Origin of the sequence: Bacillus sp. FJAT-49711 (assembly GCF_018343715.1) — a bacterium.
In the GTDB taxonomy this organism is placed as follows: Bacteria; Bacillota; Bacilli; order Bacillales; family Bacillaceae_C; genus Lederbergia.
This window is the reverse complement of sequence record NZ_JAGYPL010000001.1, coordinates 1,515,976-1,540,297: the sequence shown is the minus strand read 5'-3', so window position 1 is coordinate 1,540,297 and position 24,322 is coordinate 1,515,976. Positions and strand designations below refer to the sequence as shown.

Genomic DNA, 24,322 nt, shown 5'->3' with positions numbered 1-24,322 from the left:
ATCGAGAGAGGAAACTAAAAAAAGACAGAGCCCATAACAGAGCTGCTGTCTGATTCACAATACGTTATTGAATTAATGCGGCAGGAACACGAGTTGGTAAAGGAATAATACCGCAAAAATGTATACTAGAGGATGAACGGCCTTCCATTTCCCTGTCACAACTTTTAAAATTGGAAAAGAGATAAATCCTAATGCAATTCCAGTTGCAATACTGGAAGTCAGCGGCATACTCAAAATAATTAAAAATGCTGGGAACGCCTCATCCAATTCGTCCCATTTAATTTTGGCAATCGCTCCCATCATCAAGCTTCCTACAATAATTAATGCAGGAGATGTAATAGCTGCAATTCCAGATACTGCACTGACTAGCGGACCGAAAAAGGCTGCAATGATAAACAAGACCGAAACGGTAACGGTAGTAAGTCCTGTTCTTCCACCTGCTGCAACCCCGGCAGTTGATTCCACGTAGGCGCTAGTCGGGCTAGTACCGAACAAGGCCCCAACTGAAGTGGCAACAGAATCTGCTAATAAAGCCTGACGTACACGCGGCATTGAACCGCCTTTCATTAATCCGGCTTGTTCAGCAACACCGATCATCGTACCCGTTGTATCGAATATGGTCACTAGTAAAAATGAAAAGACGACTGCATATAAGCTATGCTGAATTACATCTACTAATGCTGAAACAGGATTCGCCACCATTAATCCTTCAGGAAGCGAAGGCTTTTGAACCAACCCATCTACGAAAGAAAGCTGACCAGTGAAATAAGCTATTATTCCTGTTACAATCATTCCCAAAAACAATGCGCCATGTACCCTTAAAGCCATAAGGATTAACGTGACCGCAAGCCCAATAAGGGTTAATATCACTCCAGATGAATGAAGGTCGCCTAACGCAACAAGGTTGGATGGGTGGGCAACAATCATCCCGCTCATACGCATCCCAATAAAGGCAATAAACAAACCAATTCCAGCTGTGATCCCGTGCTTAAGATTTTCAGGAATCGCTTCGATCAGTATTTTACGAAAAGGTGTTAATGATAAAATAATAAAAATAATACCAGCAATAAAAACAGCAGCGAAAGCAGTTTGATAACTAATGTTGTGCGTACCTACTACGGAATAAGCAAAATATGCATTTAGGCCCATCCCTGGTGCAATGGCGATTGGATAATTCGCTGCAACCGCCATCCACAAGGTACCAATGACTGTTGCGATGATGGTCGCTGAAAACACTTGTTCAAAAGGTACCCCTGCATCTTTAAGTATGATTGGGTTGACGACAATGATATAAGCCATTGTTAAAAAAGTTGTCAGACCAGCAATCAATTCTGTTTTAACATTCGAATTATTTTCTTTAAGTTTAAACATATATATACCTCCAAAGGCGAACAATTATTAATACATTATGTATAATATTCGTTTTTACGCAGATATGCAAGTAATATTATTATTACCCCCAGAAAAAATTAAAAAGCATTCCCAAAAAATAATTGGAATGCTTTCCTACTATGATAAAAATCGCTTTCGAATTTCAGGTGAAGGCAACATACAGCTTTCGGTTTTTCCAAACCATTTATATCGATATTTAGCGAATATATTATAAAACAAATCGCGTATTGGTGGTGGGATAAAAATAAATAGATAAAGCCATTTCATAGGGGAATTCATTTTTTTACAAATACGCAAAGCCGCAGTCGTTTTAATATATGCTGCTTTATTTTCAATCAAAACTAAGCTATCCGTATCAGCGGGGATTTTATATTTTTTCAACAATGACTGTCCATATTCACTTTGTAGTGATGCATATTGAAAATGTCCACCATTATCCCGTTTTATGATGAATTGCACACTTGAATTGCAAAAATTACATTGGCCATCAAATAAAATGAGAGCAGACATTGTTATTCCCCTTTCTTTATCTTTATTATTAACTTTTCACACTAAAAAAACAATATAAAAAACCTCCACAATAGGGAGGGCTTCTTTAATTACATAAATAAATTTAATACATAGTATATGGCTGCAGCTAATAATCCAGTTATTGGTAATGTAATAAACCATGTGATAATCATTCTTTGCGCCGTATCCCATTTAACACCACGAATTCTATGAGAAGAACCAACACCTAAAATAGATGAAGTAATAACATGTGTCGTACTAACAGGCAAATGAATATAAGTTGCACCAAAAATAATTAAAGCGGAGCTTAAATCAGCAGCAACTCCATTAACTGGGCGAATTTTCATGATTTTTCCGCCGACCGTTTTAATAATCTTCCAACCACCTACAGATGTCCCAAGCCCCATGGCTAACGCACAGGAAAATTGAACCCAGAAAGGGATGTCTGTAGTTGTATGTAAATTACTAGCGATAAGTGCCATCGTTATAATACCCATTGATTTTTGGGCATCATTCGTACCATGAGTATAAGACTGTAATGCTGCTGTAGCAATTTGTATATAACGAAATCCTTTATTCGTTTTTGCTAAACTTAAATTCTTAAATTCCATTTTAAATATTGTATAGATGATAAAACCTACGGCAAAAGCAATGAGCGGTGAAAAAATAAGAGCTTGGATGATTTTTAAAAATCCTGCATATTTTATTGTACTAAATCCAGCTGCTGCAATGGCCGCACCCGCAATAGACCCAATTAACGCATGAGAAGAACTACTAGGAATACCGTAATACCAAGTAATTAAATTCCAAGCAATAGCTGATATTAATGCCGCTAAAATTACAGTAGTACCGTTATTTAATGTAAAAGGATTAACAATATCCTTCGTGATAGTTTGTGCGACCCCAGTAAAGGTCAACGCACCAATAAAATTCATGGAAGCTGCTAAAACAATTGCATGGCGCGGTTTCAAAGCTTTTGTCGAAACAGCTGTTGCTATAGCATTTGCAGTATCATGAAAACCATTAATGAAATCAAATGCAAGGGCTGCAATAACTATAACAATTGTAATAATAAGTACTGAATCTATTCCCATTTTATAGGACTCCCTTATGCATTTTTCATGACGATACTTTCAAGGGTATTTGCAACGCCTTGGCAGCTGTCAGTTGTTTTCTCAAGGTTTTCATAGATCTCTTTGTATTTAATTAAACGAATCGGATCTGTTTCTACTGAGAAAAGATGTTTAATACATTCTCTTAACACATCATCGCATTTGGATTCATAATCTTTAATTTTAATCGCATGTGGACGTACTTCTGGCAGCTTTTTACTGAAAATTAAACCGATGCAAATTTCAATTTCATCCACACATTTTTTTATTGCATCTACGAATTTATACATATACTCATCGGCATGCACAATGGAATACATTTCGAATAAAGCCGCACAATTTTCCATTCCATCAAGTACATCATCCATAATCATTGAAAGTGTAAGTAAATCTTCTCTTTCAATAGGGGTTATAAAAGAATTATTTAATTCCTTTATAATCTCATGGACATATGTATCACCGATTGTTTCATATTCTTTCATTTTTGCTGCGAAAGTTTTAGTATCTTCTTTACTATTCAGCTTAAAATCAGCAAAGTAGATTGAGCTTTCTTTTAAGTTGGCAGCTATCTTTTCAAGTAGTATAGCAAATTTATCTTTTTTTCTTTTAAAGACCATTTTTAGCCCTCCCGGATGGCATTGTGATGAACCTATATTATTTTATCGCAAAACGTCAAAAGTTAAAAGTTTTTGTCGACTTTAAAGCAAAACTCATTTATAGAAACTGTTCAAATATTGGAGGATTATCCAAAAAAGGTGCAATGACCTGTATGTTATCTAAGGTAAATGGGTGAGTGAATTCCAGTTTACGAGCATGAAGCGCCTGTCTTTGAAAATGAGCGCTTCCGCCATACAACTTATCTCCACTAAGTGGATGGCCTATATAAGATAGATGTACCCGAATTTGATGTGTTCTACCCGTATCCAATGAACATTCGATTAGTGATAAGTTTTCCTTTAAAAAGGTTTCTAATACGTTATAATGTGTTATCGCTTGCTGCCCTGTCTTGGAAACCCTTCTTCTCGTTGGATGATGGCGATCTCTTCCTATCGGTGCTGTTATATCACCTTTTCTTCTTTTGATAATACCGTCAGCTAGAGCCCAATAAGTACGTTTGATTTTCCTATCATTCAGCATTTTATCAAGAACCACTTTGCTTAAAGCATTTTTTGCAAACAGAACGACACCAGTCGTATTTTTGTCAAGGCGATGGATATGTCGGGCCTTATGTATTTGCTCTGTACTCTGTAAATAATAAGCAACAGCATTAACGAGAGAATTTTTTTCATTTTCGTTCGGATGAGTCGCCATTCCAGCTGGTTTATTTACTGCCAATAAATAGTCGTCTTCGTAAAGTATTTCCAACGGATGAGGAGATGGAGTGTCCACGTCGTGAGATTCCCTTAAGTTAATGATAATTTCATCCTTATGTTTTAACGGAGTGTTCCAATTTATTACTTGTCCATTTACAGAGACCGCTTTGTCCATTCTTAACTCATGCATTACTTTTTTAGGAAATTCCCATATATTACGAAATAACTCTTCTATATTCATACTTGTCCATTCATCTTGAATAATTATTTTCATTCTTGTACTATTCATTTTTATGCTCCTTGAAAAATAGTTTCTTGATTTTCCCAATCTTATCAACCTAGATTCTATGTTATTCTAATAGAAAATAAAGAATTGTAAAAGGTAGGGTCAAGAAATGAAAGTAGTGGTTGCAGCAACGGAAGAACAGGAAGAAAAATTGGATGAACTTATAAATTATTTCTATACTTCCATTTTCCCACAATACTTTAATGATTGTGAGATTGCAGATTTTTTAAACCTAAACATATTACGTTTACCTGTACAAAAGGAACATTCTCTTTTTACCTTGGATGGGGCTTTTCGAGCAATCTGCAGTATTCAAGTTCTTATCTTAAATTTAGAAGGGCAATTCGATTCTGAGCACACATTATTATTTGAAAAAAATGTTGAAATTTTAAATGAATCAGGATTGTTTTTTCCTTTTTCATTTGAGAATTTTATTTCTCGAAATAATGGAAACACTGATATACTCTTCAGTATGTACTCAAACCCAACAAATCAATTATTAATGTAAAAACAAAAGGCTGTCTAAAAATAGACAGCCTTTTGCTTTGCTTAGGAAATTATAAATTGGAAACTATGTACACACTTTCTAGGCTTTTTTCTGAACTCAATGAATATTATTTTGGAAAAAATCCTCGAACTCTTCTGCTGTGTTCAACCCGACGATTCTAGCTTCTTCCTTGCCGCCTTTAAAGTAAACGAGTGTCGGCGTATATTCAATATGGTATTGATTGTAACCTTCCTTAAATTCCAAAAGATTATATTGCAATAAAGAGATATTCATTTTTTCAGCAACAGGATTAAGAATTGGAGTAGTCTGCTTACAGTAGGAGCATTCAGGACTATAAAAATATACTACCGCATCTTCTCCTTTTTCAAGCTTTTGTTTAAGTTCGTCTGGTAAAATGACATTTTGATAAAGTGGATTGTCAAGTTGATCGATCGTTAAGGGATGGAGGTCTGCCTTATTATAACGATTGCCTTCAGCTTTTTCATTTTGCTGCATTTTTGTAACGACTGAAATAGCGGCAAATAATCCGATGATGAGTACTAGAAAAATAATGATTTTTTTCATGAAATATTCCTCCTTGTTCGCTTCATCACAAATATACTTGAAATAAAAATCAAGATAAAAGCCATCAACGCTAGAAAAGGAATGGTGATAAATCCAAGCCAATTAATATATTGCGTTGTACATGGTATGACACCGCAGGCAGGTACAGAATCAGCAAATGATGGTACTTTTTGAATTAAGTAAAGATATAGTGAAACAGGTATTCCGATTCCAGAAAAGGCAGCGGAATAAAGAGCTGCTTTATAGTCCTTCCTTACAGTTGCAATTCCAAGAATGAGTGCGATTGGATACATTATGATTCGTATATACCAACAAAGCTCACAAGGCATATATTTGCGAACTTCAGAAAAATACAGACTTCCCAATAAAGCGATAACCGAAATTGCAAATGCAAAAAACATTAATCCATCTCTAGAGTCATTTTTACTATTCATTTTTCTCATCCTCACTGAAACTTGTACTATAATAATTATAGTCCGAGGAAATGAGAAATGTAAAATTCCCACATGGATGTCACAAATATTTAATTAATATTCAGGCTAAAGTTGTAGAAGAAATTACTCCATAATGAGAATAAAGTCTAATGCAGTTTTTTTGTATACTATAGATAGGTAGCTGGAGGGATTTTAGATGCAACGTGAAAAATATGAAAAAAACTCCAATTTACGAGTGCTTAAGGAAATTGCTGAATTATTGAATGAAGGAACTGAAATCACTCCTTTATTGTCAGATGTTTTAAAGAAACTTTTACAGGTTACGGGAGTTACAACTGGATGGATATTTTTAATTGGACCTAATGGTCGCCATACTGTTGCAGCAGCAGAACATTTACCTCTCGCACTTTCAAAAAATGATTGCCGCCCTTTAAATCGAGGCAATTGTTGGTGCATTGAAGGTTTTCATAATGGAAGCTTGACAAGGGCATCTAACATTATAGAATGCCGTCGACTCGAGAAAGCTGCGAAAATAAATAAGGATGAAACTGAAGGAATCTCCTTCCATGCGACCATCCCACTAACTTCAGGAAGTGAAGTATTTGGATTGCTAAATGTAGCAGCTCCCGGAAAAAAGGAATTTAGTCGTGATGAGCTTGCATTACTGGAATCAATTGCTTTGCAAATTGGTTCTGCTATAAAGAGGGTAAGATTAACAAAGAAAGCGCAAGAGGTCGCCCTTATTGGGGAAAGAAATCGACTTGCCCGGGATTTACATGACTCCGTTAATCAGCTATTATTTTCCCTTACGCTAACAGCAAGGGGCGGAGTTGAGATGACAGAAGATACAGAAACAAAACTTACATTTCAACATATACAGGAGCTTGCTCAAGAAGCTTTGACAGAAATGAGGGCCTTAATCTGGCAACTTCGGCCAAGTGGTTTGGAAAAAGGCCTTATTCAAGCAATTAAAGGATATGGAGAAATGTTAGGACTTCATGTTCATACGAAGCTATCTGGATTACTTGCATTACCTTCCCTGGTGGAGGAGGCTCTTTGGAGGATAAGCCAGGAAGCCCTTAATAATTCTAAACGACATTCTGGTCAAGATAATGTTTATGTATCAATAAAAGTAACGAAATGCGAAGTGAGACTTTCAATTAGCGATTCTGGTTGCGGATTTATGTATGAAATAGATAAAGTACTTCCTTCTTTCGGGATAGAAAGTATGAGGGAGCGTGTAGAAGCCCTTAATGGTCGGTTTGAACTAAGGAGTGAACTCGGAATCGGGACAACAATTGATGTAGCATTGCCGTATTAGGGGGAGAAAAAAATGACGGTTCATGTGTTGATTGCGGATGATCATCATGTCGTTAGGCGGGGACTTGTTTTTTTCCTGCAAACTCAAAAAGATATTCGAATAGTTGGTGAAGCGAAAAATGGAAAAGAAGCAGTTGAACTAGCCATACAATTGCATCCAGACATTGTATTGATGGACCTCGTTATGCCTATAATGGACGGAATTGAAGCAACTGGAAAAATAAAAGAAATTTGCCCAGATATAGAAATTATGATTTTAACAAGCTTTGCAGATCAAGATCACGTCATTCCTGCCATTGAAGCAGGGGCTTCTGGATACCAACTTAAGGATATTGAGCCTGATGAACTTGCATCTGCCATTAGGAAGCTCGCTAATGGAGAAAATACACTGCATCCTAAAGCAACGAATATGCTGATGACACGTATGAACCGAAAAAATCCTGCCAACGATCGGATTGCTGCATTAACTCAAAGGGAGAAAGAAGTGCTGACCGAGATCGCAAAGGGAAAGAGCAATAAAGAAATCGGAGCACAATTAAAAATTACAGAAAAAACAGTAAAGACGCATGTATCAAATATATTTATGAAATTACAAGTAGCTGATCGGACTCAAGCTGCACTATTTGCAGTAAAAAACGGTTTTGTTGAACAATGAAGCAGCTAGACGTGAAGGAGCGAACAAAATGGATCGTATTTTAGTGATTAATGGAGGAATGCCAAAAGGCGGAAGAACTGAGCTGTTAACTCGTTATATTGCCAGGCAATATAATTTTGATTATATAGATATTAATAAAGCAGATCTCCCGTTATTAACAGGAGAAGAAAATCAGTGGCAGCTGCCTGCAGTGGTGAATTTTAAAGAAAAAATCCGTTTATCTGCGGGAATTATTTTGATATCTCCTGAATATCACGGAGGAATGACAGGTGCACTGAAAAATACGTTAGACTTTCTTACGAGTGAAGAACTTGAATATAAACCAGTGGCATTAGTCGCGACAGCAGGTGGAGGGAAAGGGGGAATCAATTGTTTAAACAATATGCGCACAGTAATGAGAGGCTTTTATGCAAATGTCATACCTAAGCAAATTGTGCTTGATCCGGAATGCTTTAATTACGATGACGGTACCTTATGGGAAGAATCAGCAAAATTAGTTGATGACATGGTTCAAGAATTACTCATGTTTGTAAAAATCTCATCAAATATAATAGCGAAAATGTAACTCGGCATCTTTAAAAGAATGCCGAGTTTTTTTATATATAGCGTCATCGCTTATCGAGCTTCTTGTCCTTCTCCCTACAATAAGTCAATATCGATTTGCACTGAAGGCCCTTTATCTCAGTAGAAGTTATTGTAGTTCTTACGTCGATTAGTAAGACGCTTTTGCTTTTCAAATTGAAAGTACTGGATCCTCGTGCTGAGCATGAATGGGGGCAGTTGCATTATTTGCATGATCAAGGTAACGCAGCAACGAGTATAAGTTGCGTTCAATTACTGTATAATCCCTTGAAAATTGGTATGCATGTAAAAAACGCTCAATCCTTTTAGAAAGCATATGATCTTTTGTTCTAACCATAAGCACAATTAAATTATCCCATTCTGATCGATGCGTATAATACAATGCGCGATCATAGTCCAAAGTGTCCATTAATTAACCCTCCTTTTGGAGTTACTTTTATTATTTGCTTGAAGGGAAGATGTTTACGGTGTAAATGTTGACATTTAGATTGGTTTTTTTACATACATTGTGGATAAAAGGGGGTAGTGAAAATGAATTCCGATTCGAAAGCATTAGAATATGCCATTAGTGAAATTACCGAAATTGCAAGCGGAATGGGTTTGGACTTTTATCCAATGCGTTATGAAATATGTCCTGCAGACATCATTTACACTTTTGGAGCATATGGAATGCCAACCCGTTTTTCACACTGGAGTTTTGGAAAGCAATTTTTCAAAATGAAGCTCCATTATGATTTCGGACTTAGTAAAATCTACGAGCTCGTTATAAATTCCAACCCTTGTTATGCATTTCTTCTTGATTCCAATTCCTTAATTCAAAATAAACTAATTGTTGCACATGTACTGGCACATTGTGATTTTTTTAAGAATAATGTGCGCTTCCGAAATACGAAGCGGGATATGGTGGAAAGTATGGCAGCAACAGCTGAACGTGTAAGGCAATATGAAATTGAACATGGAAAACATGAAGTGGAAAGTTTTTTAGATGCCGTCTTGGCAATAGAGGAGCATATCGACCCTTCATTGCTAAGACCATCTTTGGATTGGTCATTAGATGATGAAGATGAATGGGAAGAAGAAATAACTTCGAAAAGTGAATTCGATGATTTGTGGTCGTTGGATGATCGAAAAGAAAAGAAAATATCTCGTAAAAAAAAGAAAAAACAGTTTCCACCAAATCCCGAAAAAGATATTATGCTTTTTATAGAACAGTACAGCCGGGAACTAACGGATTGGCAAAGGGATATTATGACAATGATTCGTGAGGAAATGCTGTATTTTTGGCCTCAATTAGAAACGAAAATTATGAATGAAGGATGGGCATCATACTGGCATCAACGAATATTGCGGGAAATGGAGTTATCCAGCGATGAATCAATTGAATTTGCCAAATTAAATGCAGGTGTTGTTCAACCATCCAGAACAAATATCAATCCTTATTATCTCGGCCTTAAAATATTTGAAGATATAGAAGAAAGATGGAATAACCCGAATGATGAAATGAAAAAAGAAGGGGTGGAGCCAAATTCAGGACGAGAAAAAATATTTGAAGTAAGAGAAATCGAATCAGACATATCTTTTTTACGCAATTACCTTTCAAAAGAACTCGTGTTAAGAGAAGACATGTATCTATTTCAAAAGCAAGGAAGGGATTATAAAATCATTGACAAAGAATGGACAGAAATTCGTGATCAGCTTGTAGGTATGAGAGTTAATGGAGGCTTTCCTTATATCACAGTGAATGATGGGGATTATATGAAAAACGGTGAGCTTTATTTAAAGCATTCTTATGAAGGAATTGAGCTTGACCTCAAATATTTGGAAAAAGTACTACCATATATTCATCAGTTATGGGGAAGGACTGTTCACCTAGAAAGTGTAGTGGAAAGCAGGCCAATGTTATTTAGCTTTGATGGAAGAAATATGCAAAGAAAGTTTATTTAAGAAAAAGAATAATGCCTGCTCTTTACGAAGAGGAGCATTATTCTTTTTTTGGCTTTCTATAAGCCAAAATGGAGGTTTTTAATGATGCGTACACTCCGACGGCAGCATTTCCATAGAAAAAACCCATAAAAACAGCTGCCCAAAAATTGAATTTATGAGCAATGAAAATAGAGAAAATGAGGCCGAGAACCGTAGCGATTGTCGGTACTAAAAATCGGGGCACCCGAAGGAGAATTTTAATAATTTGTGTAACAATAACTACTAGCGGAACGGCAATAACTGCATCCCAAAAGTTAGTATGAATAATTGGAAAATGCTCCATCTATACCACACCTTTTTCTTTTTTTATAGCATTTCCAAATTATGATATTTGATTAGAAAAATAATTAAAAGGAGCATCATAAGACGCTCCCCGGTTCGAACCTTAATAAACGAATGCCGTTCCAACGATGATTAACAGAATGAATAGAACTACAATTAACGCAAAGTTGTTGTTCATTCCTCTATGTTCACTCATAAATGGCACCTCCTTAAAGGTTCATAGTGCATTTTATGTGTGAAGTGAACAATGCGTATAGGACAATGTGTAGTTTCAAAAAAAATGGCAAATAAATAAGCCAAAAGATTTTTCATGAAGTTTTCATGATTACGATGGACACAAAGACAACGATCCCAAAAGAAACGTAACCAGCAATTCTAACAGGGTGTTTTTTGTCCTTATCAAATGATTCGAAAACCCTCGTAGTAATATCCAAAAAAAGGATTGTGGCAATTCCAATAAAAATCCCCATCCAAACGGATTTGCCAAAGGCATTAAATAAATCTAAAAGTTTTGAAACAAAAATAATCCAAACGAAACCAAGCAAACCATTTAATATTACCGAATATATCATTAATAAAGTTTTCATCCTTAAAACCTCCATCTTATATCTTACCACTATTTAATCAAGGGCAGATAATAAGAGGGAATCAATCATTATATGTAGAATAAAGAAAGAAATACACTTTATGAAAAGCTAGGTGAGGCTATGAACGTTATAGATTTACATTGTGATGCACTGTATAAAATATGGGAGAGTAAGGGAGCGCTAAGATTTAAAGATTCTCCCGAACTGGATGCGAATAAAAGTCGTTTAATTAAAGGACAAGTAAAGGTTCAATGCTTTGCCATTTTTATTCCGCCAGAACTTAAGAGCGAGAGCAAATTTCAAGCAGCTCTTGATCAAATAGATTATTTTTATACTCAAGTATTGGAACATAATTCAGACATCATTCATATTCGAAATTGGAACGATCTTACTTATTTAAAAAGCCATGAAATTGGGGCAATCCTTACTTTAGAAGGAGTGGATTGTATCGGAAATGATTTACATAAGTTAAGCATATTATTCCACTTGGGGGTTCGTTCCGTCGGGTTAACCTGGAATCTTGCTAATCTTGCCGCAGATGGTGTTTGGGAACAACGAGGAGCTGGGCTAACATCATTTGGAAAAGAGATTGTTGAGTTTAATAATGAGCATAAAGTGTATACTGATGTTTCTCATTTAAGCGAAAAAGCTTTTTGGGACGTAATGGATCTTGCTGATTTTCCAATTGCAAGTCATTCAAATTCAAAAGTAATCTGTAGTCACCCTAGAAACTTATCAGACGAGCAAGCAAAAGCCTTATTCCAAAAAAGTGGGCTGATCCACGTTGTATATCATCCTCCTTTTGTAACCGAAAAAGAGACTGCTCATATTTCTGATATGATTCACCATATTGACCATTTTTGTTCATTAGGAGGAGCCGCGCAGATTGGCCTTGGATCTGATTTTGATGGAATCGAAACGCATATAGTCAATTTGGAAAATGCAGCCAAACATCAAAATTTAATAAATGAATTGCTGAAATATTATTCCGCAGATCAAGTAAGGGGATTTGCGGGCGAGAATTTTCTTAAACATCTTCCGAAATGAAAAAACGGATGATAAAAAAGCCACTAAAATAAATCAAGTGATTAAATCATGTTTTTCCCGGCTGAAAAATAGTTTTGCGTACGATGTTGATTGTTGGGGTACGGGTACAGGACTGGCTGGGGGAGAACCTGTATATGGCTACAGGCACTGTGCATCAATGTACAGCCCTCGAAAGCGGTACCTATATATTTTAGGAACAACAGTACAGTTAATAAGCTAGAGAGGGCTGTTTAAAAGTCTTTTAATGTGACTTTTAAACAGCCCTTGGTTTTAATTTTTATCTTTCATCGCATTTTTTAAAGCATCCGCTAAACTATTTCCGAATGTTTCCTCACCGGAATATTTTTTTAGTAATTGCCGTTCCTCTCTTTTACTAACACTCTTTTTCTTATGATCGGCTTTTTCAACAAGATTGCATCGGCGACATTGAAAATAAGCTCCTGCTTTTCCTGAATGTATTTCCATTTTCTTGTGGCATTGAGGACATCTTTTATTTGAAATTTTTGGATCTTTCCGTTTTCGAAAATTACATTCTCGATTTGAACAAACAAGAATTCGCCCTTCACGACCTTTTGTTTCCTTCATGAGGGTCCCGCATTCAGGGCATTTCGATCCTGTAAGATTATGTGCTTTATATTTTTTGTCACTTTTTTTAATTTCTGCAACGAGGTGATTTGTCTGTTTTCTAATATTTTGTAAAAAAACTTCTGATTTGCCTCTTCCTCTAGCGATCGCTTCTAAATCGGCTTCCCATTTTGCAGTGAGTTCAGGTGACTTTAATTCATCATTTACAAGATCTATCAATTGTTTTCCTTTAGGAGTTGGATGTAATCGGTTATTTTGACGATCAATTGTCTCTGAGCTGAGAAGTTTTTCGATAATATCTGCTCTAGTCGCAGGGGTTCCAAGCCCGTATTTTTCCATCTTTGCGAGTAAATCAGCTTCTGTATATCTTAGTGGCGGTTCGGTTAATTTTTTATCCGTTTTTACATTGTTTACCGTAAACGTTTGTCCTTTTTGCAAGTCGCTAAGACGTTGTACTTCATGCTTATCCTCGTCACCTTTTCCTGTAACAGCTTTAAAGCCTAAATCATTAATGCTGGATTCAGTCGCTGAAAAGGTCTCATCTCCAATTTGGAAAGTCACATGTATCGTTTCGTATCGATATATAGGATAAAATAATGCCAAAAATCTTCTGACAATAATGTCATATAATTTTCGTTCATCTGATGATAAATTTGCTATGATCGGTCTTTCATCCGTTGGAATAATGGCGTGATGATCCGTCACTTTTTCATTATTGAACACCTTTCTTGCCAACACTTTACCCTTATTTTGTATAGCAGGTTTGCATTCTTCTTTGTATGAATTTTGCAGTGCAAGTATGCGACCTTCCATTGTTGCTTCAATATCCGTCGTTAAATAACGGGAATCTGTTCTAGGATAAGTAACAAGTTTATGTTGTTCATATAAGGATTGAAGAACATTCGATGTCTTTTTGGCTGAAAAACCGAATCGCCTATTAGCATCTCGTTGCAGTTCCGTTAAATCATATGGAAATGGTTGTTGTTCACTTTTTTCTTTTTTATCAATAGAAGTAATAATTGCTTGTTGATCCATTACTTTTTGTGAAATATCGTTTGCTTGCTTTTCATCGAAAAGTCTTTTTTCATTTTGACGATGCCAAGACGCTGTCATTAACCCAATTTTTGTTTGGATCGTCCAATATTCTTTTGGAATAAATGCTAGTATTTCTTTTTCTCTGTCCAAAATCATTGCAAGCGTTGGAGTTTGAACACGTCCAGCAGATAATGGGTCATCATATTTTGTAGTAAGTGCTCTTGTCACATTTAATCCAATAAGCCAATCAGCTTCGGCTCTGCAAACAGCTGATTCGTAAAGAGCATCGTACTGTTTGGCTGACTTCAAATGAGTAAAACCATCTTTAATCGCTTTATCTGTTTGCGATGATATCCATAGTCTTTTAACTGGTTTTCTCCAACGAATCTTTTCTATAATCCATCTCGCAACAAGTTCTCCTTCACGCCCCGCATCTGTTGCAATAATAAGCTCATTCAAATCATTGCGCTTTGCCAGATGTTCAATTCCTTTAAATTGGGATGCTGTTTGCCGAATGATTTTTAATTCCATTTTTTTAGGGAGGATTGGCAAGTCATCCATATTCCAATTTTTAAACTTTGTATCATAATCCTCAGGCATCTTTAATTCGATGAGATGTCCAAGAGCCCACGTCACAATATATTTAGGACCTTCAATATAATGTTTTTGTTTATTTGTACAACCAAGAACACGGGCTAGATCACGTGCTACACTTGGCTTTTCGGCTAAAACTAATGATTTCATGTAAGGCCGTACCCCTTTCAAGCAAATAACTATGATAGATATCATTATAACGAAAAGTTCCGAATGAGTAAAAAATCCATTTTTTTATAAAACGTCCATACACATTTTGGATTCTCGAATAGACTATTGTGCAAGAGTGATTTCACTCACTTTAATCAGGAGGTGAGGCAAATGTACGGATTTGGCGGCTGTGGTTATGGCGGCTATGGCGGAGGTTTTGGCTATGCTGGTGGTTTCGCGTTAATCGTAGTATTGTTTATCTTATTAATAATTGTAGGAGCAGCATGGTTCTATTAAACAAACCAAAATAAAACACCATATGGAGAATGAGAATATAGGGCGGAGGGAAATCATTTTCCCTCCGCCCTAGTATTACCTTCACGTATATTTATACTTCTTGCATTTGGGCTGGTGGCAGTTGTATCGTAAATGTTGTCCAGTCATCATCGGACGTACAAGATAGCCTTCCATTATGTTTTTCGATAATTTCCTTACAAACGAATAAACCAAGCCCTGTACCTGTTTTTTTTGTTGTTACAAAGGGATTAAATATGGTATTTAATAATGGCTCAGGAATTTTTGGACCTGTATTTGAAGTTTGTAAAACGATAGATTCATCTTCATTCTTGTACCCTTTAATTTTTATAACGGATGCCTTCATCTGTTCTGATAAAACATCAATAGCGTTAAAGATAATATTAATTAAAACTTGTCTTATTTCTTCTATGTATCCATTCACGTATAAATTATCCTCAAGCTCTCTTTCCAATTCCACATTAGCCTCTAAAAGCCTTGGGTAGATAAAGGAAGCAACCTGATCGAGTAAATCATTTAATGAAAATAATGTAATTTCATGGTTTAAGACTTCTTTCCTTGATAACATTAAAAATTGGGTAATCCTAAACTTTAATTGCTCCAACTCATTTAAAATAATATCCATGTAAGGAAGCTCGGGATTTTCTGAACGCAGCAACTGTACAAAACCATGAATTGTCGTTAATGGATTTCTGAACTCATGAACAAAGCTTGATGTCATTTGCCCTAGCAAGGTTAATCTTTCTTCATGGTTTTCTTCAGTTAATGGCTTAGTTTCCTCATTTACATCGTTATAACAATTAGTTACATTAAATAAAAATTGATCTATGATGTCTGAAAACTTAATATAAATAGGTTTGATGTCTTCCCATTCCGCACGATATTGAGCAATTTCAATTAGAATTTCATTTTTTATGATGTTCGCATTATAAATTATATAGCTAATACTAGAGGTTTTATATATTATTTTTGCTTCAGTATCTTCAGCAGTCAATTTTAAATAAGATTCAAGATTTTTTTTAGGTAAAGAAAAAGCGTGGAGCATAACTTTAAATAATAAATGACCGCCTTTAATCATTGTTTCACGGTCTTGTTCAATAGGAACGATGATTTTTTCTTTCCAACGCTTAAAAATAAATTCTTGTCTTGATTCCATATAGGAAATTACATCAAATTTAAGCTGATCCATCACTTCACCTCCATTCTATTATACCAATATATTCCCAAAAATCTATCAAATGGCAAAAATGTCTATATTTAGTTTATTGTTTAAATATATATTTTGTAAATGAAAGAATTATTTGTTATCTCCTTTTATTATCGCCAATTTAGAATATTAGTAAAGAATCTTTTTGATTTATTAGTTAATTTTTTTAAATCTTTTTAAAAATAGGTCTTTTTCATTATAATGTAGATAATCAAAGCCACGAATATATGCCTATACATTTATTCAAATTTGTAGTTTATAATAATATCTATAAATAGAGATTATTCTCTTTATGTCTCCCATATTACCAATTTTCAGACAAACTTTTTTCATAATCTGACTTTGTCTACATACATCGAGAATTGTTAGCCCCTGTATATATAGATTATTGCTTCAAAACATTAAATATGATAATGGGGTGAAGTAAATGAATGGCGAAACTGTTAAAAAGCAAAGGACCCACCCAATTGTACGAAAATGCATGCAGCATTTAAATGTGATCGAAGCGAATGACAAAACAAAACAAATAGTGTATATGTATTTAAAAGCTATGGATGATGAACTCAATAAGATAAAAAAAGAAAATTAACGTTATTTATTATGAAACAGTCTTAGAAAATGCCTTAATCGCGGCGAATTTCTAAGATTGTTTTTTTTTTTAGAAAAATATAGGATTAGTTTTTAAAAAACGTATATTATATAATAGTTGCAAGGTATCGAAAGTGGTGAGATTATGAGGAAATATCTTATATTAGTAAAAGAAGCGATTTGGAAATTTTGGAAAAGGGCTCATCTTAACCAAATCATCATCTTGCTTTTATCATTATCCGTTCTGTTTGTTTTGGCTTATTTTGCTTATTTAGCAAGTGCGGCTAATGTTGAATCATTAAAAGAAGGTCTTTCTCAATCGACTATTATTTATGATAAAGATGGGGACGAAGCAAGTAAAATATCAGCTAATAGAATTGAAGGCGTATCGATCGATAAAGTCCCACAGCATTTGCAAAATGCGATTATCGCAATTGAAGATCATCGCTTTAAGGAACATAAAGGATTTGATGTAAAAGGGATTTTTCGAGCGGTCTTTCTAAACTTAAAATCGGGAAGGATAAGTGCAGGCGGAAGTACGATTACTCAACAATTAACAAAGGTGGCACTTTTATCGCCTGAGCGCACTTACAAAAGAAAATTAGAAGAAGTATTTCTTGCAGTTGAAATGGAGAAGACATTTTCAAAAGATGAGATTTTAGAAATGTATATGAACCAAGTGTATTTTGGGAGCGGTGCATGGGGAGTACAAAATGCATCTAGAAAGTATTTTGGGAAAGATGTAGAACAAATTACATTAAGTGAAGCTGCTATGCTTGCAGGGATTATAAATCGGCCTTCGGCATTAGATCCTTATAAAAATTATGAAGGTGCTACGGCAAGAAGAGATGTTGTGCTCGGTCAAATGAAAAAGTTTAGCTTTATTTCGGATCAGCAGTATAACGAAGCAATAGCTGAAAAAATTGTACTTGATAATAAAGGTGGCGACCCTTTAAAAGGAAAATATCCTTATTATGTAGATGCGGTTATTAATGAAGCAATTAATTTATATGGATACACTCAAGATGAACTTTTAACGAGAGGGTATAAAATATATACCGAAATGGATCAAAATCTTCAATCATCCTTAGAAAAAGTTTTTCAAAATAATTCCCTTTTTCCTATTAGCAGTGATGGGACATTGGCACAAAGTGGATCTGTTCTCCTTGATCCAGCCTCAGGTGGTTTAAGAGCACTTGTAGGGGGAAGAGGGGAGCATACATTTCGGGCTTATAATCGAGCGACGCAATTAACAGCACAGCCCGGCTCCGTCATGAAACCTTTAGCTGTTTATACTCCTGCTATAGAGAATGGGTATTCAGCACAAGCAAAACTTAAAGATGAAGAGGATGTATCGTTTGATGGATATCAGCCAAAAAATTATAACCATCAATATCTTGGCGATGTTCCAATGTACAAAGCGGTTGAGGAGTCATTAAACGTTCCGGCAGTATGGCTATTGAATGAGATTGGTCTTGATAAAGGTATTGACTCTGTTAAAAGATTTGGACTTCCGCTTCAAGAGGATGATCAATATTTAAGTCTAGCTCTTGGAGGAACAAAAACAGGGTATTCTCCAAAACAAATGGCCGAGGCATATGCCGTATTTGCAAATGGTGGACAAAGGGTGCAAAGTCATATTATTACTAAAATAGTTGGGCCTACAGGCAAAGTAGAAGTTGAAGTAAAGCCTAAAAAAACGAAGGTTACAGATCGGAAAACGGCAGAGCAAATGACATCGATGTTATTAAATGTCGTAGAATCTGGAACAGGAAAAAATGCTCAAATAAACGGCTACACGATTGCAGGTAAAACGGGATCAACCCAGCTTCCGTTTAAAGATATAACGGAAGGAACAAAAGACCAATGGTTCGTTGGGTACACACCTAACTTAGTTGGAGCGGTGTGGTTAGGATATGATATTACGGATCGAACTCATTATTTAAAAGGCAGAAGTGGGGACACTGTAGTTCCTATCTTCCGCGCTATGATGAACGGTGCCCTTCCGTATGTTGAAAAACAAAGTTTTGAAACAAAATCAATAAATGAGCATCTAAAGCAGCAACAAGAAGACAAATCAATTAAAGAAAAACTAAATGATTTTGATGAAAAGATGATAAAAGAAGCCGAGAAATGGAAAGAAAAACTCGAAAAAGGAAAAGGCAATCTTAAGAAATTTGAAGAAAAGCTAAAAGGTATATTTAAAAAGTTTGGAAATTAGGAGCTGGCAATCAGCTTCTAATTTTTTATATATTCTTGGATGAAAGTTTTTAATAATTATGAGAAAATAGAAATAGTTATTTTCGGTTTTGCGAAAAAACCTTAGTGTAAATGAGAAATAGGAGGACTATACATATGGAATACCGCATTGAAAAAGATACAATAGGTGAAATAAAAGTACCTCAAGATAAGTATTGGGGAGCACAAACACAAAGAAGTAAAGAAAACTTTAAAATTGGCAATGAGAAAATGCCGATAGAAATCATTAGCGCATTTGCTCAATTGAAGAAAGCAGCCGCTGCTGCAAATAATAAACTTGGGAAATTATCAGATGCAAAGACATCAGCTATTTCTCAAGCTTGCGATGAAGTATTAGAAGGTAAATTTAACGATCATTTTCCACTTGTAGTATGGCAAACAGGAAGTGGAACGCAATCTAATATGAACGTGAATGAAGTAGTTGCAAGACGTGGAAATGAACTTTTAAAGGAATTAGGTTCTGATGAAAAAATCCACCCAAACGATGATATTAATATGTCGCAAAGTTCAAATGATACATTTCCAACAGCTATGCATGTAGCTGCCTATGATGATATCAGCAATCGATTATTGCCAGCGATTAATCAATTGAAGCAAACGCTTCTAAAAAAAGAAGAAGCGTATATGAATATTATTAAAATCGGTCGTACTCATTTGCAAGATGCTACACCGATTACACTAGGACAAGAAATAAGCGGTTGGCGAGCCATGTTGGAGAAAAGTGAAAAAATGATTAAAGAAAGTGCAGAGCATTTGCTCAACTTAGCCATTGGTGGAACTGCTGTCGGAACTGGTATTAATGCTGATCCTAAATTTGGAGATATGGTTGCACACCAGCTTACAGAGCAAACAGGATACTCATTTGTTTCATCTGATAATAAATATCATGCCTTAACAAGCCATGATGAGATTGTGTATGTTCACGGTGCTTTAAAAGGACTTGCAGCTGATTTAACGAAAATAGCCAATGATGTCCGCTGGTTGGCAAGTGGGCCAAGAAGTGGAATTGGCGAGATTTCGATACCTGCAAATGAACCAGGAAGCTCGATCATGCCAGGTAAAGTAAATCCAACTCAAAGTGAAGCGCTGACGATGGTTGCAATCCAAGTATTTGGAAATGATGCAGCTATCGGGTTTGGTGCAAGCCAAGGAAATTTTGAACTTAATGTATATAAACCTGTGATTATTTATAGTTTCTTGCAATCTGTTCATTTACTCGCGGATGGAATGATTTCGTTTGATGTTAACTGTGTGCAAGGTCTTGAACCAAATGTAGAGGTTATAGAAGAAAACGTTAACCGCTCTTTAATGCTTGTGACGGCTTTAAATCCTTACATTGGGTATGAAAAAGCGGCAGAAATTGCAAAGCTTGCATTTAAAGATGGATCAACTTTAAAAGAAGCAGCTATTAAAACGGGGTACGTAACTGAAGAACAATATGATGAATGGATTGTTCCAAGTAAAATGGTAAATTTGTAAGAAAACGAAAGCACCTTGCTCATCGTCGTACAGGCCCGTAGAATGCGGGTGCTTCTACCTCTCCACGGACGTGGTGATTTAGCTAACCTTCCTTTGTCCCTAGACTTATCTTAAGGAAGAGACAAAAAGTTTGCTAGTCGATAGGTGTTGGAGCTAGAAAGAAAAAGTTAAACAGCCCCCGGTATGAACCGAGGGCTTTTTCCACTTTTATGAAATTATGTGTTAGTGAGAAAAACCGCCAAGCTGTTGTTCTGCCATTTGCACTAAACGCTTCGTAATTTCTCCACCAACGGATCCGTTAGCGCGTGAAGTTGTGTCCGCACCAAGGTTTACTCCAAATTCAGATGCGATTTCATATTTCATTTGATCAATTGCTTGTTGTGCACCTGGAGCTACAAGTTGGTTTGAATTGCTGTTAGCCATTTGTGTCATCTCCTTGTTGTGAAATATAGTATTGGTTGGGTTAGCCGGAATTGCACCGGCGCACGATAACTGTGCCTTTTAAGTTAACCCATCGGTTAATAATGATCTGTTTGTATTTTGTATTATGATTTTTTTTACATTAAAATATGCGTTGTGGCATCAGGGAATTTTCACCAAATATTTTTATTTAAATTAAAGAAAGAATAAAATAATATACAATTCTTATTAAAAAGAAGTCTTTCATCAACTAGCTTCATGCGCCTAGCGCTTTTCTAATAAAAATAGTATGCTTCTTTTCCACGCAAAAATCCCTGCCTAATATTAGGCAGGGATTTGGTTTTAAAGAATATTAGCGAATTCTTTGTTCAGTTGTAATATCAAAGAAGTGAGATTTGTTCATGTCAAATGCAAGATCTATAGTTTGACCAGGCTCTACAATTGTTCTTGCGTCAATTCTTGAAATGAAATCTGTGTTACCGATCGCAGCATATAGCATTGTTTCTGCACCTGTAAGTTCGGCAACATCGATCTTAACATTAATCTTTGTTCCTTGAGAAGCTTCAATAAATGCAGGTTCATCATGAATATCTTCAGGACGGACACCAAGAACAAGTTCCTTACCAACATATCCTTGATCACGAAGCATTTTCATTTTGCCTTCTGGAACAGCAACTTTAACTTTATTTTCCACTAAGAAACCATCAGCTTCCAATTTTCCGTTAAAGAAGTTCATTGCAGGTGAACCCATAAAGCCGCCAACGAAAATATTAACTGGGTTTTCGTATACTTCTTTAGGAGTACCAACTTGTTGGATAATTCCGTCTTTCATAACAACGATACGGCTCGCCATTGTCATTGCTTCTGTTTGGTCATGCGTTACGTAAATAGTAGTTGTTTGAAGTCTTTGGTGAAGCTTTGCAATTTCAGCACGCATTTGTACACGAAGTTTAGCATCAAGGTTAGAAAGCGGCTCGTCCATCAAGAATACTTTTGCGTCACGAACGATCGCACGGCCTAGAGCAACACGCTGGCGCTGACCACCAGAAAGAGCTTTTGGTTTACGATCTAAGAAGTTTTCAAGACCAAGAATTTTAGCAGCTTCATTTACACGTTGCTCAATTTCTTTTTTAGGCATTTTACGAAGTTTCAATCCGAATGCCATGTTATCATAAACACTCATATGTGGGTAAAGGGCATAGTTTTGGAATACCATCGCGATATCGCGGTCTTTAGGAGCAACATCATTTACTCTTTTATCGTCAATATAGAAGTCGCCTTGAGTAATTTCTTCTAGTCCAGCGATCATACGTAGTGTAGTAGATTTACCACAACCAGATGGACCAACGAATACGATAAATTCTTTGTCTTTTACATGAAGATTGAAATCTTCAACAGCTGTAACTTTGTTGTCATATACTTTATAAATACTATCTAAGCGCAACTCTGCCATTTGTAATTCCCCCTGAAAAAGTAATGTATTTAAATCATAGTTTACAGAATACGCTTTCAAGTGGCTATGGACAGGGTGCACAAAAAAGTAGATAGATTTTTGGCAGGATGCATTAAATGTCGTCAATATGCAAACAAGCTAAGTAAGCAAAAAACGCTCCATGGAATGATTTAATGTCGATTCCTGTTTTTTCAATAAATTTATCAATTCTATATTGTAAACTATTTCTATGCATAAAAAGCTGTTTTGCGGTTAAGGTAGCATTCGATTGATTTTCAATATAAGCCTTTATAGTTTCAGCTAATTCAAGATCATCCTTTAAAAGGCTATGTACATCTGCAAACAAAATTCTTTCCTCTGTATCGGGAATTAAGCGGTATAAGTATAGAGGCATTAATTTTTCACGGGTGAAAATTCTTTCTTCCGGATGCTCCGATAATGATAATTTTAACATTGTTTGCTCGAGTGAAAATAACGATTTTAAAGTAGAATCTATTTCTTGAAAACGACCAATATAAAAGTGGATTTTAAAGAAAAAATCACTCTCAAAAGCTTGGATGGCCGAGAATAGCTCGTCTTCCGTTATACATACATTGCTTTGCTCTTCGATTATGACTCCTTGACTCCTACTAAAAGGGACGATGGTCACTTCGTTGGAAAATAAGCTTTTTACCGCCTCTTCCCATCCATCAAATAGAAATTCATCGCGATTATCCGAAATTGAGAAGTGGATAAAGCGAATAACTTTTGCCTGTGTAGAAGGGAGTTGGCCATCACCTTGCAAATACTCTCTCCATTCTTTAGCAATAGAAGATAGAGGAAACTGCTCATCTCTATATTCAATGGGAAATAAAGTATGTAATAATGATATTTCAATTTCCGAAATATCCTTTTTAGGAATACCAATATAGTTTTTATCATTCTTTATCCAGAAATAATCTGAATCAGCAATTGGTTTACTGGCCGATATTGCGTTTGGATATAATTGTAATAATCGATTAAACATTGTGTCGCCTCTTTATATATATTTTAGAATAGGGATGGGCTGACAATGAGCCAGCCCATCTAGTTCTTCTAAATTTCTTTCGGTTTATCTTCGGGAAAAAAGTCAATAGATTCCTCTATGTTTGTGGAATCAGCTCGCATATGAACAGATCCCCCTGACATCCCTTCGTTAATCATTCTGTCGACATCAACATAAAATTGATCGCGACCTTCATTTTGTGTATCAGGTAAAAATTGGTTCTCTTTATTATCTTTATCCATTCGCCATCAGCCTCCTTACGAATAGTTTGGAAGCAAGATGTGTGGTACATTCATTTTAACGATTGGTAATTATTGTGTAAAATAGATTTTACCTTAATTGTTAACTATTTATCATAAATGTGATAAATCATTAAATCGTGTATTTGCTTTTCTACGTTCATTAGACTTGCTTTATCGGGAGGCTCGGATTGCCATTCAATTTTCCCATTTGAATGGTAAGTACCATTATATTTACATTGTTGATAATAAAAAGAAAATATCCAGCCCGGAAGCTCCTTTTCATCGAAAAGTGAGCGAATTTGGAAATGTTGAAGCATTAGATCACCTCTTAGTTATTGTAACAAAAAAACAACCATTTGTTTCACAAAATAAGAATCCTTTTTGTATCCTAAATCG

General features: G+C 35.7%; 28 protein-coding genes. 10 read left to right on the top strand and 18 right to left on the bottom strand.

Going from position 1 to position 24,322, the window contains the following annotated elements:
- Positions 1-72: 72 nt before the first annotated feature.
- The 5 genes from KHA96_RS07475 to KHA96_RS07455 all read right to left on the bottom strand — a co-directional run bounded on the left by KHA96_RS07475 (position 73) and on the right by KHA96_RS07455 (position 4,616).
- Complete coding sequence (locus tag KHA96_RS07475) at positions 73-1,371, bottom strand: NCS2 family permease (protein ID WP_213128611.1); 1,299 nt, start codon at positions 1,369-1,371, stop codon at positions 73-75.
- 138 nt (positions 1,372-1,509) lie between these two features.
- Complete coding sequence (locus KHA96_RS07470) at positions 1,510-1,902, bottom strand: thiol-disulfide oxidoreductase DCC family protein (RefSeq protein ID WP_213128610.1); 393 nt, start codon at positions 1,900-1,902, stop codon at positions 1,510-1,512.
- Positions 1,903-1,991: 89 nt separating this feature from the next.
- The gene (locus KHA96_RS07465) at positions 1,992-2,990 is read right to left on the bottom strand and encodes an inorganic phosphate transporter (RefSeq protein ID WP_213128734.1); all 999 of its coding nucleotides are present in this window, start codon (positions 2,988-2,990) and stop codon (positions 1,992-1,994) included.
- A 20-nt stretch (positions 2,991-3,010) separates the two neighbouring features.
- The gene (locus KHA96_RS07460) at positions 3,011-3,631 is read right to left on the bottom strand and encodes a DUF47 domain-containing protein (RefSeq protein WP_213128609.1); all 621 of its coding nucleotides are present in this window, start codon (positions 3,629-3,631) and stop codon (positions 3,011-3,013) included.
- Positions 3,632-3,728: 97 nt separating this feature from the next.
- On the bottom strand, positions 3,729-4,616 hold the full coding sequence (locus KHA96_RS07455; protein WP_213128608.1) for an RluA family pseudouridine synthase: 888 nt from the start codon (positions 4,614-4,616) through the stop codon (positions 3,729-3,731).
- Between the two features lie 106 nt (positions 4,617-4,722).
- On the opposite strand from KHA96_RS07455, the gene KHA96_RS07450 reads away from it, so the two are divergent.
- Positions 4,723-5,121 (top strand): DUF5365 family protein, encoded by a 399-nt coding sequence (locus KHA96_RS07450; protein ID WP_213128607.1) that lies wholly within the window; start codon positions 4,723-4,725, stop codon positions 5,119-5,121.
- A 96-nt stretch (positions 5,122-5,217) separates the two neighbouring features.
- Here KHA96_RS07450 and KHA96_RS07445 read toward each other — a convergent pair whose 3' ends face one another.
- Entirely contained in the window at positions 5,218-5,685 is a 468-nt protein-coding gene (locus tag KHA96_RS07445) for a thioredoxin family protein (RefSeq protein WP_213128606.1), read from the bottom strand.
- On the bottom strand, positions 5,682-6,119 hold the full coding sequence (locus tag KHA96_RS07440) for a disulfide oxidoreductase (RefSeq protein WP_213128605.1): 438 nt from the start codon (positions 6,117-6,119) through the stop codon (positions 5,682-5,684). Before KHA96_RS07440 ends, KHA96_RS07445 begins: the two co-directional genes overlap by 4 nt.
- Positions 6,120-6,315: 196 nt before the next feature.
- On the opposite strand from KHA96_RS07440, the gene KHA96_RS07435 reads away from it, so the two are divergent.
- Genes KHA96_RS07435 through KHA96_RS07425 form a run of 3 tightly spaced genes read left to right on the top strand, consistent with a single transcriptional unit; the run spans position 6,316 to position 8,659 of the window.
- Entirely contained in the window at positions 6,316-7,440 is a 1,125-nt protein-coding gene (locus tag KHA96_RS07435) for a GAF domain-containing sensor histidine kinase (RefSeq protein WP_213128604.1), read from the top strand.
- A gap of 12 nt (positions 7,441-7,452) precedes the next feature.
- Complete coding sequence (locus KHA96_RS07430) at positions 7,453-8,094, top strand: response regulator (RefSeq protein WP_213128603.1); 642 nt, start codon at positions 7,453-7,455, stop codon at positions 8,092-8,094.
- Between the two features lie 28 nt (positions 8,095-8,122).
- A complete protein-coding gene (locus tag KHA96_RS07425; protein ID WP_213128602.1) occupies positions 8,123-8,659 on the top strand; it encodes an NADPH-dependent FMN reductase in 537 nt (178 codons plus the stop codon).
- 168 nt (positions 8,660-8,827) lie between these two features.
- Here the strand turns inward: KHA96_RS07425 and KHA96_RS07420 are convergent, their stop codons facing one another.
- A complete protein-coding gene (locus KHA96_RS07420) occupies positions 8,828-9,085 on the bottom strand; it encodes a YhdB family protein (protein WP_213128601.1) in 258 nt (85 codons plus the stop codon).
- A gap of 122 nt (positions 9,086-9,207) precedes the next feature.
- Between KHA96_RS07420 and KHA96_RS07415 the strand changes: the two genes are divergently transcribed.
- On the top strand, positions 9,208-10,620 hold the full coding sequence (locus KHA96_RS07415; protein ID WP_213128600.1) for a SpoVR family protein: 1,413 nt from the start codon (positions 9,208-9,210) through the stop codon (positions 10,618-10,620).
- Between the two features lie 37 nt (positions 10,621-10,657).
- Here KHA96_RS07415 and KHA96_RS07410 read toward each other — a convergent pair whose 3' ends face one another.
- The 3 genes from KHA96_RS07410 to KHA96_RS07400 all read right to left on the bottom strand — a co-directional run bounded on the left by KHA96_RS07410 (position 10,658) and on the right by KHA96_RS07400 (position 11,528).
- Complete coding sequence (locus tag KHA96_RS07410) at positions 10,658-10,942, bottom strand: hypothetical protein (RefSeq protein WP_213128599.1); 285 nt, start codon at positions 10,940-10,942, stop codon at positions 10,658-10,660.
- Positions 10,943-11,044: 102 nt separating this feature from the next.
- A complete protein-coding gene (locus tag KHA96_RS07405) occupies positions 11,045-11,137 on the bottom strand; it encodes a YjcZ family sporulation protein (RefSeq protein WP_213128598.1) in 93 nt (30 codons plus the stop codon).
- Between the two features lie 112 nt (positions 11,138-11,249).
- Complete coding sequence (locus tag KHA96_RS07400) at positions 11,250-11,528, bottom strand: hypothetical protein (RefSeq protein ID WP_213128597.1); 279 nt, start codon at positions 11,526-11,528, stop codon at positions 11,250-11,252.
- Between the two features lie 120 nt (positions 11,529-11,648).
- On the opposite strand from KHA96_RS07400, the gene KHA96_RS07395 reads away from it, so the two are divergent.
- Positions 11,649-12,575 carry a dipeptidase gene (locus tag KHA96_RS07395; protein WP_213128596.1) on the top strand — a complete coding sequence of 309 codons (927 nt, stop codon included), beginning with the start codon at positions 11,649-11,651 and terminating at the stop codon, positions 12,573-12,575.
- 270 nt (positions 12,576-12,845) lie between these two features.
- Here the strand turns inward: KHA96_RS07395 and KHA96_RS07390 are convergent, their stop codons facing one another.
- Positions 12,846-14,939 (bottom strand): DNA topoisomerase III, encoded by a 2,094-nt coding sequence (locus KHA96_RS07390; RefSeq protein WP_213128595.1) that lies wholly within the window; start codon positions 14,937-14,939, stop codon positions 12,846-12,848.
- A gap of 171 nt (positions 14,940-15,110) precedes the next feature.
- Between KHA96_RS07390 and KHA96_RS07385 the strand changes: the two genes are divergently transcribed.
- A complete protein-coding gene (locus tag KHA96_RS07385) occupies positions 15,111-15,236 on the top strand; it encodes a YjcZ family sporulation protein (protein ID WP_213128594.1) in 126 nt (41 codons plus the stop codon).
- 91 nt (positions 15,237-15,327) lie between these two features.
- Here KHA96_RS07385 and KHA96_RS07380 read toward each other — a convergent pair whose 3' ends face one another.
- On the bottom strand, positions 15,328-16,443 hold the full coding sequence (locus KHA96_RS07380) for an ATP-binding protein (protein WP_213128593.1): 1,116 nt from the start codon (positions 16,441-16,443) through the stop codon (positions 15,328-15,330).
- Positions 16,444-16,888: 445 nt separating this feature from the next.
- Here KHA96_RS07380 and KHA96_RS07375 point away from each other — a divergent pair, with 445 nt between their 5' ends.
- From KHA96_RS07375 to fumC, 3 genes are all read left to right on the top strand, one after another.
- Positions 16,889-17,050: a hypothetical protein gene (locus KHA96_RS07375; RefSeq protein ID WP_213128592.1), complete on the top strand. Its 162-nt coding sequence runs from the start codon at positions 16,889-16,891 to the stop codon at positions 17,048-17,050.
- A 144-nt stretch (positions 17,051-17,194) separates the two neighbouring features.
- Entirely contained in the window at positions 17,195-19,270 is a 2,076-nt protein-coding gene (locus KHA96_RS07370; RefSeq protein ID WP_213128591.1) for a transglycosylase domain-containing protein, read from the top strand.
- Between the two features lie 134 nt (positions 19,271-19,404).
- Complete coding sequence (gene fumC / locus KHA96_RS07365; protein ID WP_213128590.1) at positions 19,405-20,787, top strand: class II fumarate hydratase; 1,383 nt, start codon at positions 19,405-19,407, stop codon at positions 20,785-20,787.
- 222 nt (positions 20,788-21,009) lie between these two features.
- Here fumC and KHA96_RS07360 read toward each other — a convergent pair whose 3' ends face one another.
- The 5 genes from KHA96_RS07360 to KHA96_RS07340 all read right to left on the bottom strand — a co-directional run bounded on the left by KHA96_RS07360 (position 21,010) and on the right by KHA96_RS07340 (position 24,243).
- The gene (locus KHA96_RS07360; protein WP_213128589.1) at positions 21,010-21,210 is read right to left on the bottom strand and encodes an alpha/beta-type small acid-soluble spore protein; all 201 of its coding nucleotides are present in this window, start codon (positions 21,208-21,210) and stop codon (positions 21,010-21,012) included.
- Between the two features lie 349 nt (positions 21,211-21,559).
- Complete coding sequence (locus KHA96_RS07355) at positions 21,560-22,660, bottom strand: ABC transporter ATP-binding protein (RefSeq protein WP_213128588.1); 1,101 nt, start codon at positions 22,658-22,660, stop codon at positions 21,560-21,562.
- Between the two features lie 112 nt (positions 22,661-22,772).
- A complete protein-coding gene (locus tag KHA96_RS07350; protein ID WP_213128587.1) occupies positions 22,773-23,666 on the bottom strand; it encodes a PucR family transcriptional regulator in 894 nt (297 codons plus the stop codon).
- A 68-nt stretch (positions 23,667-23,734) separates the two neighbouring features.
- The gene (locus tag KHA96_RS07345; RefSeq protein ID WP_213128586.1) at positions 23,735-23,926 is read right to left on the bottom strand and encodes a hypothetical protein; all 192 of its coding nucleotides are present in this window, start codon (positions 23,924-23,926) and stop codon (positions 23,735-23,737) included.
- 104 nt (positions 23,927-24,030) lie between these two features.
- Positions 24,031-24,243 (bottom strand): DUF5342 family protein, encoded by a 213-nt coding sequence (locus KHA96_RS07340; RefSeq protein WP_213128585.1) that lies wholly within the window; start codon positions 24,241-24,243, stop codon positions 24,031-24,033.
- Positions 24,244-24,322: the final 79 nt, after the last annotated feature.

What these genes read in the sequence shown, in the direction of transcription:
- KHA96_RS07470 (WP_213128610.1), bottom strand. Translation starts at nt 1,902, where the DNA reads ATGTCTGCTCTCATTTTATTTGATGGCCAATGTAATTTTTGCAATTCA.
- KHA96_RS07345 (WP_213128586.1), bottom strand. Translation starts at nt 23,926, where the DNA reads ATGGATAAAGATAATAAAGAGAACCAATTTTTACCTGATACACAAAAT.
- KHA96_RS07460 (WP_213128609.1), bottom strand. Translation starts at nt 3,631, where the DNA reads ATGGTCTTTAAAAGAAAAAAAGATAAATTTGCTATACTACTTGAAAAG.
- KHA96_RS07410 (WP_213128599.1), bottom strand. Translation starts at nt 10,942, where the DNA reads ATGGAGCATTTTCCAATTATTCATACTAACTTTTGGGATGCAGTTATT.
- KHA96_RS07475 (WP_213128611.1), bottom strand. Translation starts at nt 1,371, where the DNA reads ATGTTTAAACTTAAAGAAAATAATTCGAATGTTAAAACAGAATTGATT.
- KHA96_RS07450 (WP_213128607.1), top strand. Translation starts at nt 4,723, where the DNA reads ATGAAAGTAGTGGTTGCAGCAACGGAAGAACAGGAAGAAAAATTGGAT.
- KHA96_RS07385 (WP_213128594.1), top strand. Translation starts at nt 15,111, where the DNA reads ATGTACGGATTTGGCGGCTGTGGTTATGGCGGCTATGGCGGAGGTTTT.
- fumC (WP_213128590.1), top strand. Translation starts at nt 19,405, where the DNA reads ATGGAATACCGCATTGAAAAAGATACAATAGGTGAAATAAAAGTACCT.
- KHA96_RS07405 (WP_213128598.1), bottom strand. Translation starts at nt 11,137, where the DNA reads ATGAGTGAACATAGAGGAATGAACAACAACTTTGCGTTAATTGTAGTT.
- KHA96_RS07425 (WP_213128602.1), top strand. Translation starts at nt 8,123, where the DNA reads ATGGATCGTATTTTAGTGATTAATGGAGGAATGCCAAAAGGCGGAAGA.
- KHA96_RS07375 (WP_213128592.1), top strand. Translation starts at nt 16,889, where the DNA reads ATGAATGGCGAAACTGTTAAAAAGCAAAGGACCCACCCAATTGTACGA.
- KHA96_RS07430 (WP_213128603.1), top strand. Translation starts at nt 7,453, where the DNA reads ATGACGGTTCATGTGTTGATTGCGGATGATCATCATGTCGTTAGGCGG.
- KHA96_RS07435 (WP_213128604.1), top strand. Translation starts at nt 6,316, where the DNA reads ATGCAACGTGAAAAATATGAAAAAAACTCCAATTTACGAGTGCTTAAG.
- KHA96_RS07380 (WP_213128593.1), bottom strand. Translation starts at nt 16,443, where the DNA reads ATGGATCAGCTTAAATTTGATGTAATTTCCTATATGGAATCAAGACAA.
- KHA96_RS07350 (WP_213128587.1), bottom strand. Translation starts at nt 23,666, where the DNA reads ATGTTTAATCGATTATTACAATTATATCCAAACGCAATATCGGCCAGT.
- KHA96_RS07455 (WP_213128608.1), bottom strand. Translation starts at nt 4,616, where the DNA reads ATGAATAGTACAAGAATGAAAATAATTATTCAAGATGAATGGACAAGT.
- KHA96_RS07370 (WP_213128591.1), top strand. Translation starts at nt 17,195, where the DNA reads ATGAGGAAATATCTTATATTAGTAAAAGAAGCGATTTGGAAATTTTGG.
- KHA96_RS07340 (WP_213128585.1), bottom strand. Translation starts at nt 24,243, where the DNA reads ATGCTTCAACATTTCCAAATTCGCTCACTTTTCGATGAAAAGGAGCTT.
- KHA96_RS07445 (WP_213128606.1), bottom strand. Translation starts at nt 5,685, where the DNA reads ATGAAAAAAATCATTATTTTTCTAGTACTCATCATCGGATTATTTGCC.
- KHA96_RS07420 (WP_213128601.1), bottom strand. Translation starts at nt 9,085, where the DNA reads ATGGACACTTTGGACTATGATCGCGCATTGTATTATACGCATCGATCA.
- KHA96_RS07390 (WP_213128595.1), bottom strand. Translation starts at nt 14,939, where the DNA reads ATGAAATCATTAGTTTTAGCCGAAAAGCCAAGTGTAGCACGTGATCTA.
- KHA96_RS07360 (WP_213128589.1), bottom strand. Translation starts at nt 21,210, where the DNA reads ATGGCTAACAGCAATTCAAACCAACTTGTAGCTCCAGGTGCACAACAA.
- KHA96_RS07400 (WP_213128597.1), bottom strand. Translation starts at nt 11,528, where the DNA reads ATGAAAACTTTATTAATGATATATTCGGTAATATTAAATGGTTTGCTT.
- KHA96_RS07395 (WP_213128596.1), top strand. Translation starts at nt 11,649, where the DNA reads ATGAACGTTATAGATTTACATTGTGATGCACTGTATAAAATATGGGAG.
- KHA96_RS07415 (WP_213128600.1), top strand. Translation starts at nt 9,208, where the DNA reads ATGAATTCCGATTCGAAAGCATTAGAATATGCCATTAGTGAAATTACC.
- KHA96_RS07440 (WP_213128605.1), bottom strand. Translation starts at nt 6,119, where the DNA reads ATGAATAGTAAAAATGACTCTAGAGATGGATTAATGTTTTTTGCATTT.
- KHA96_RS07355 (WP_213128588.1), bottom strand. Translation starts at nt 22,660, where the DNA reads ATGGCAGAGTTGCGCTTAGATAGTATTTATAAAGTATATGACAACAAA.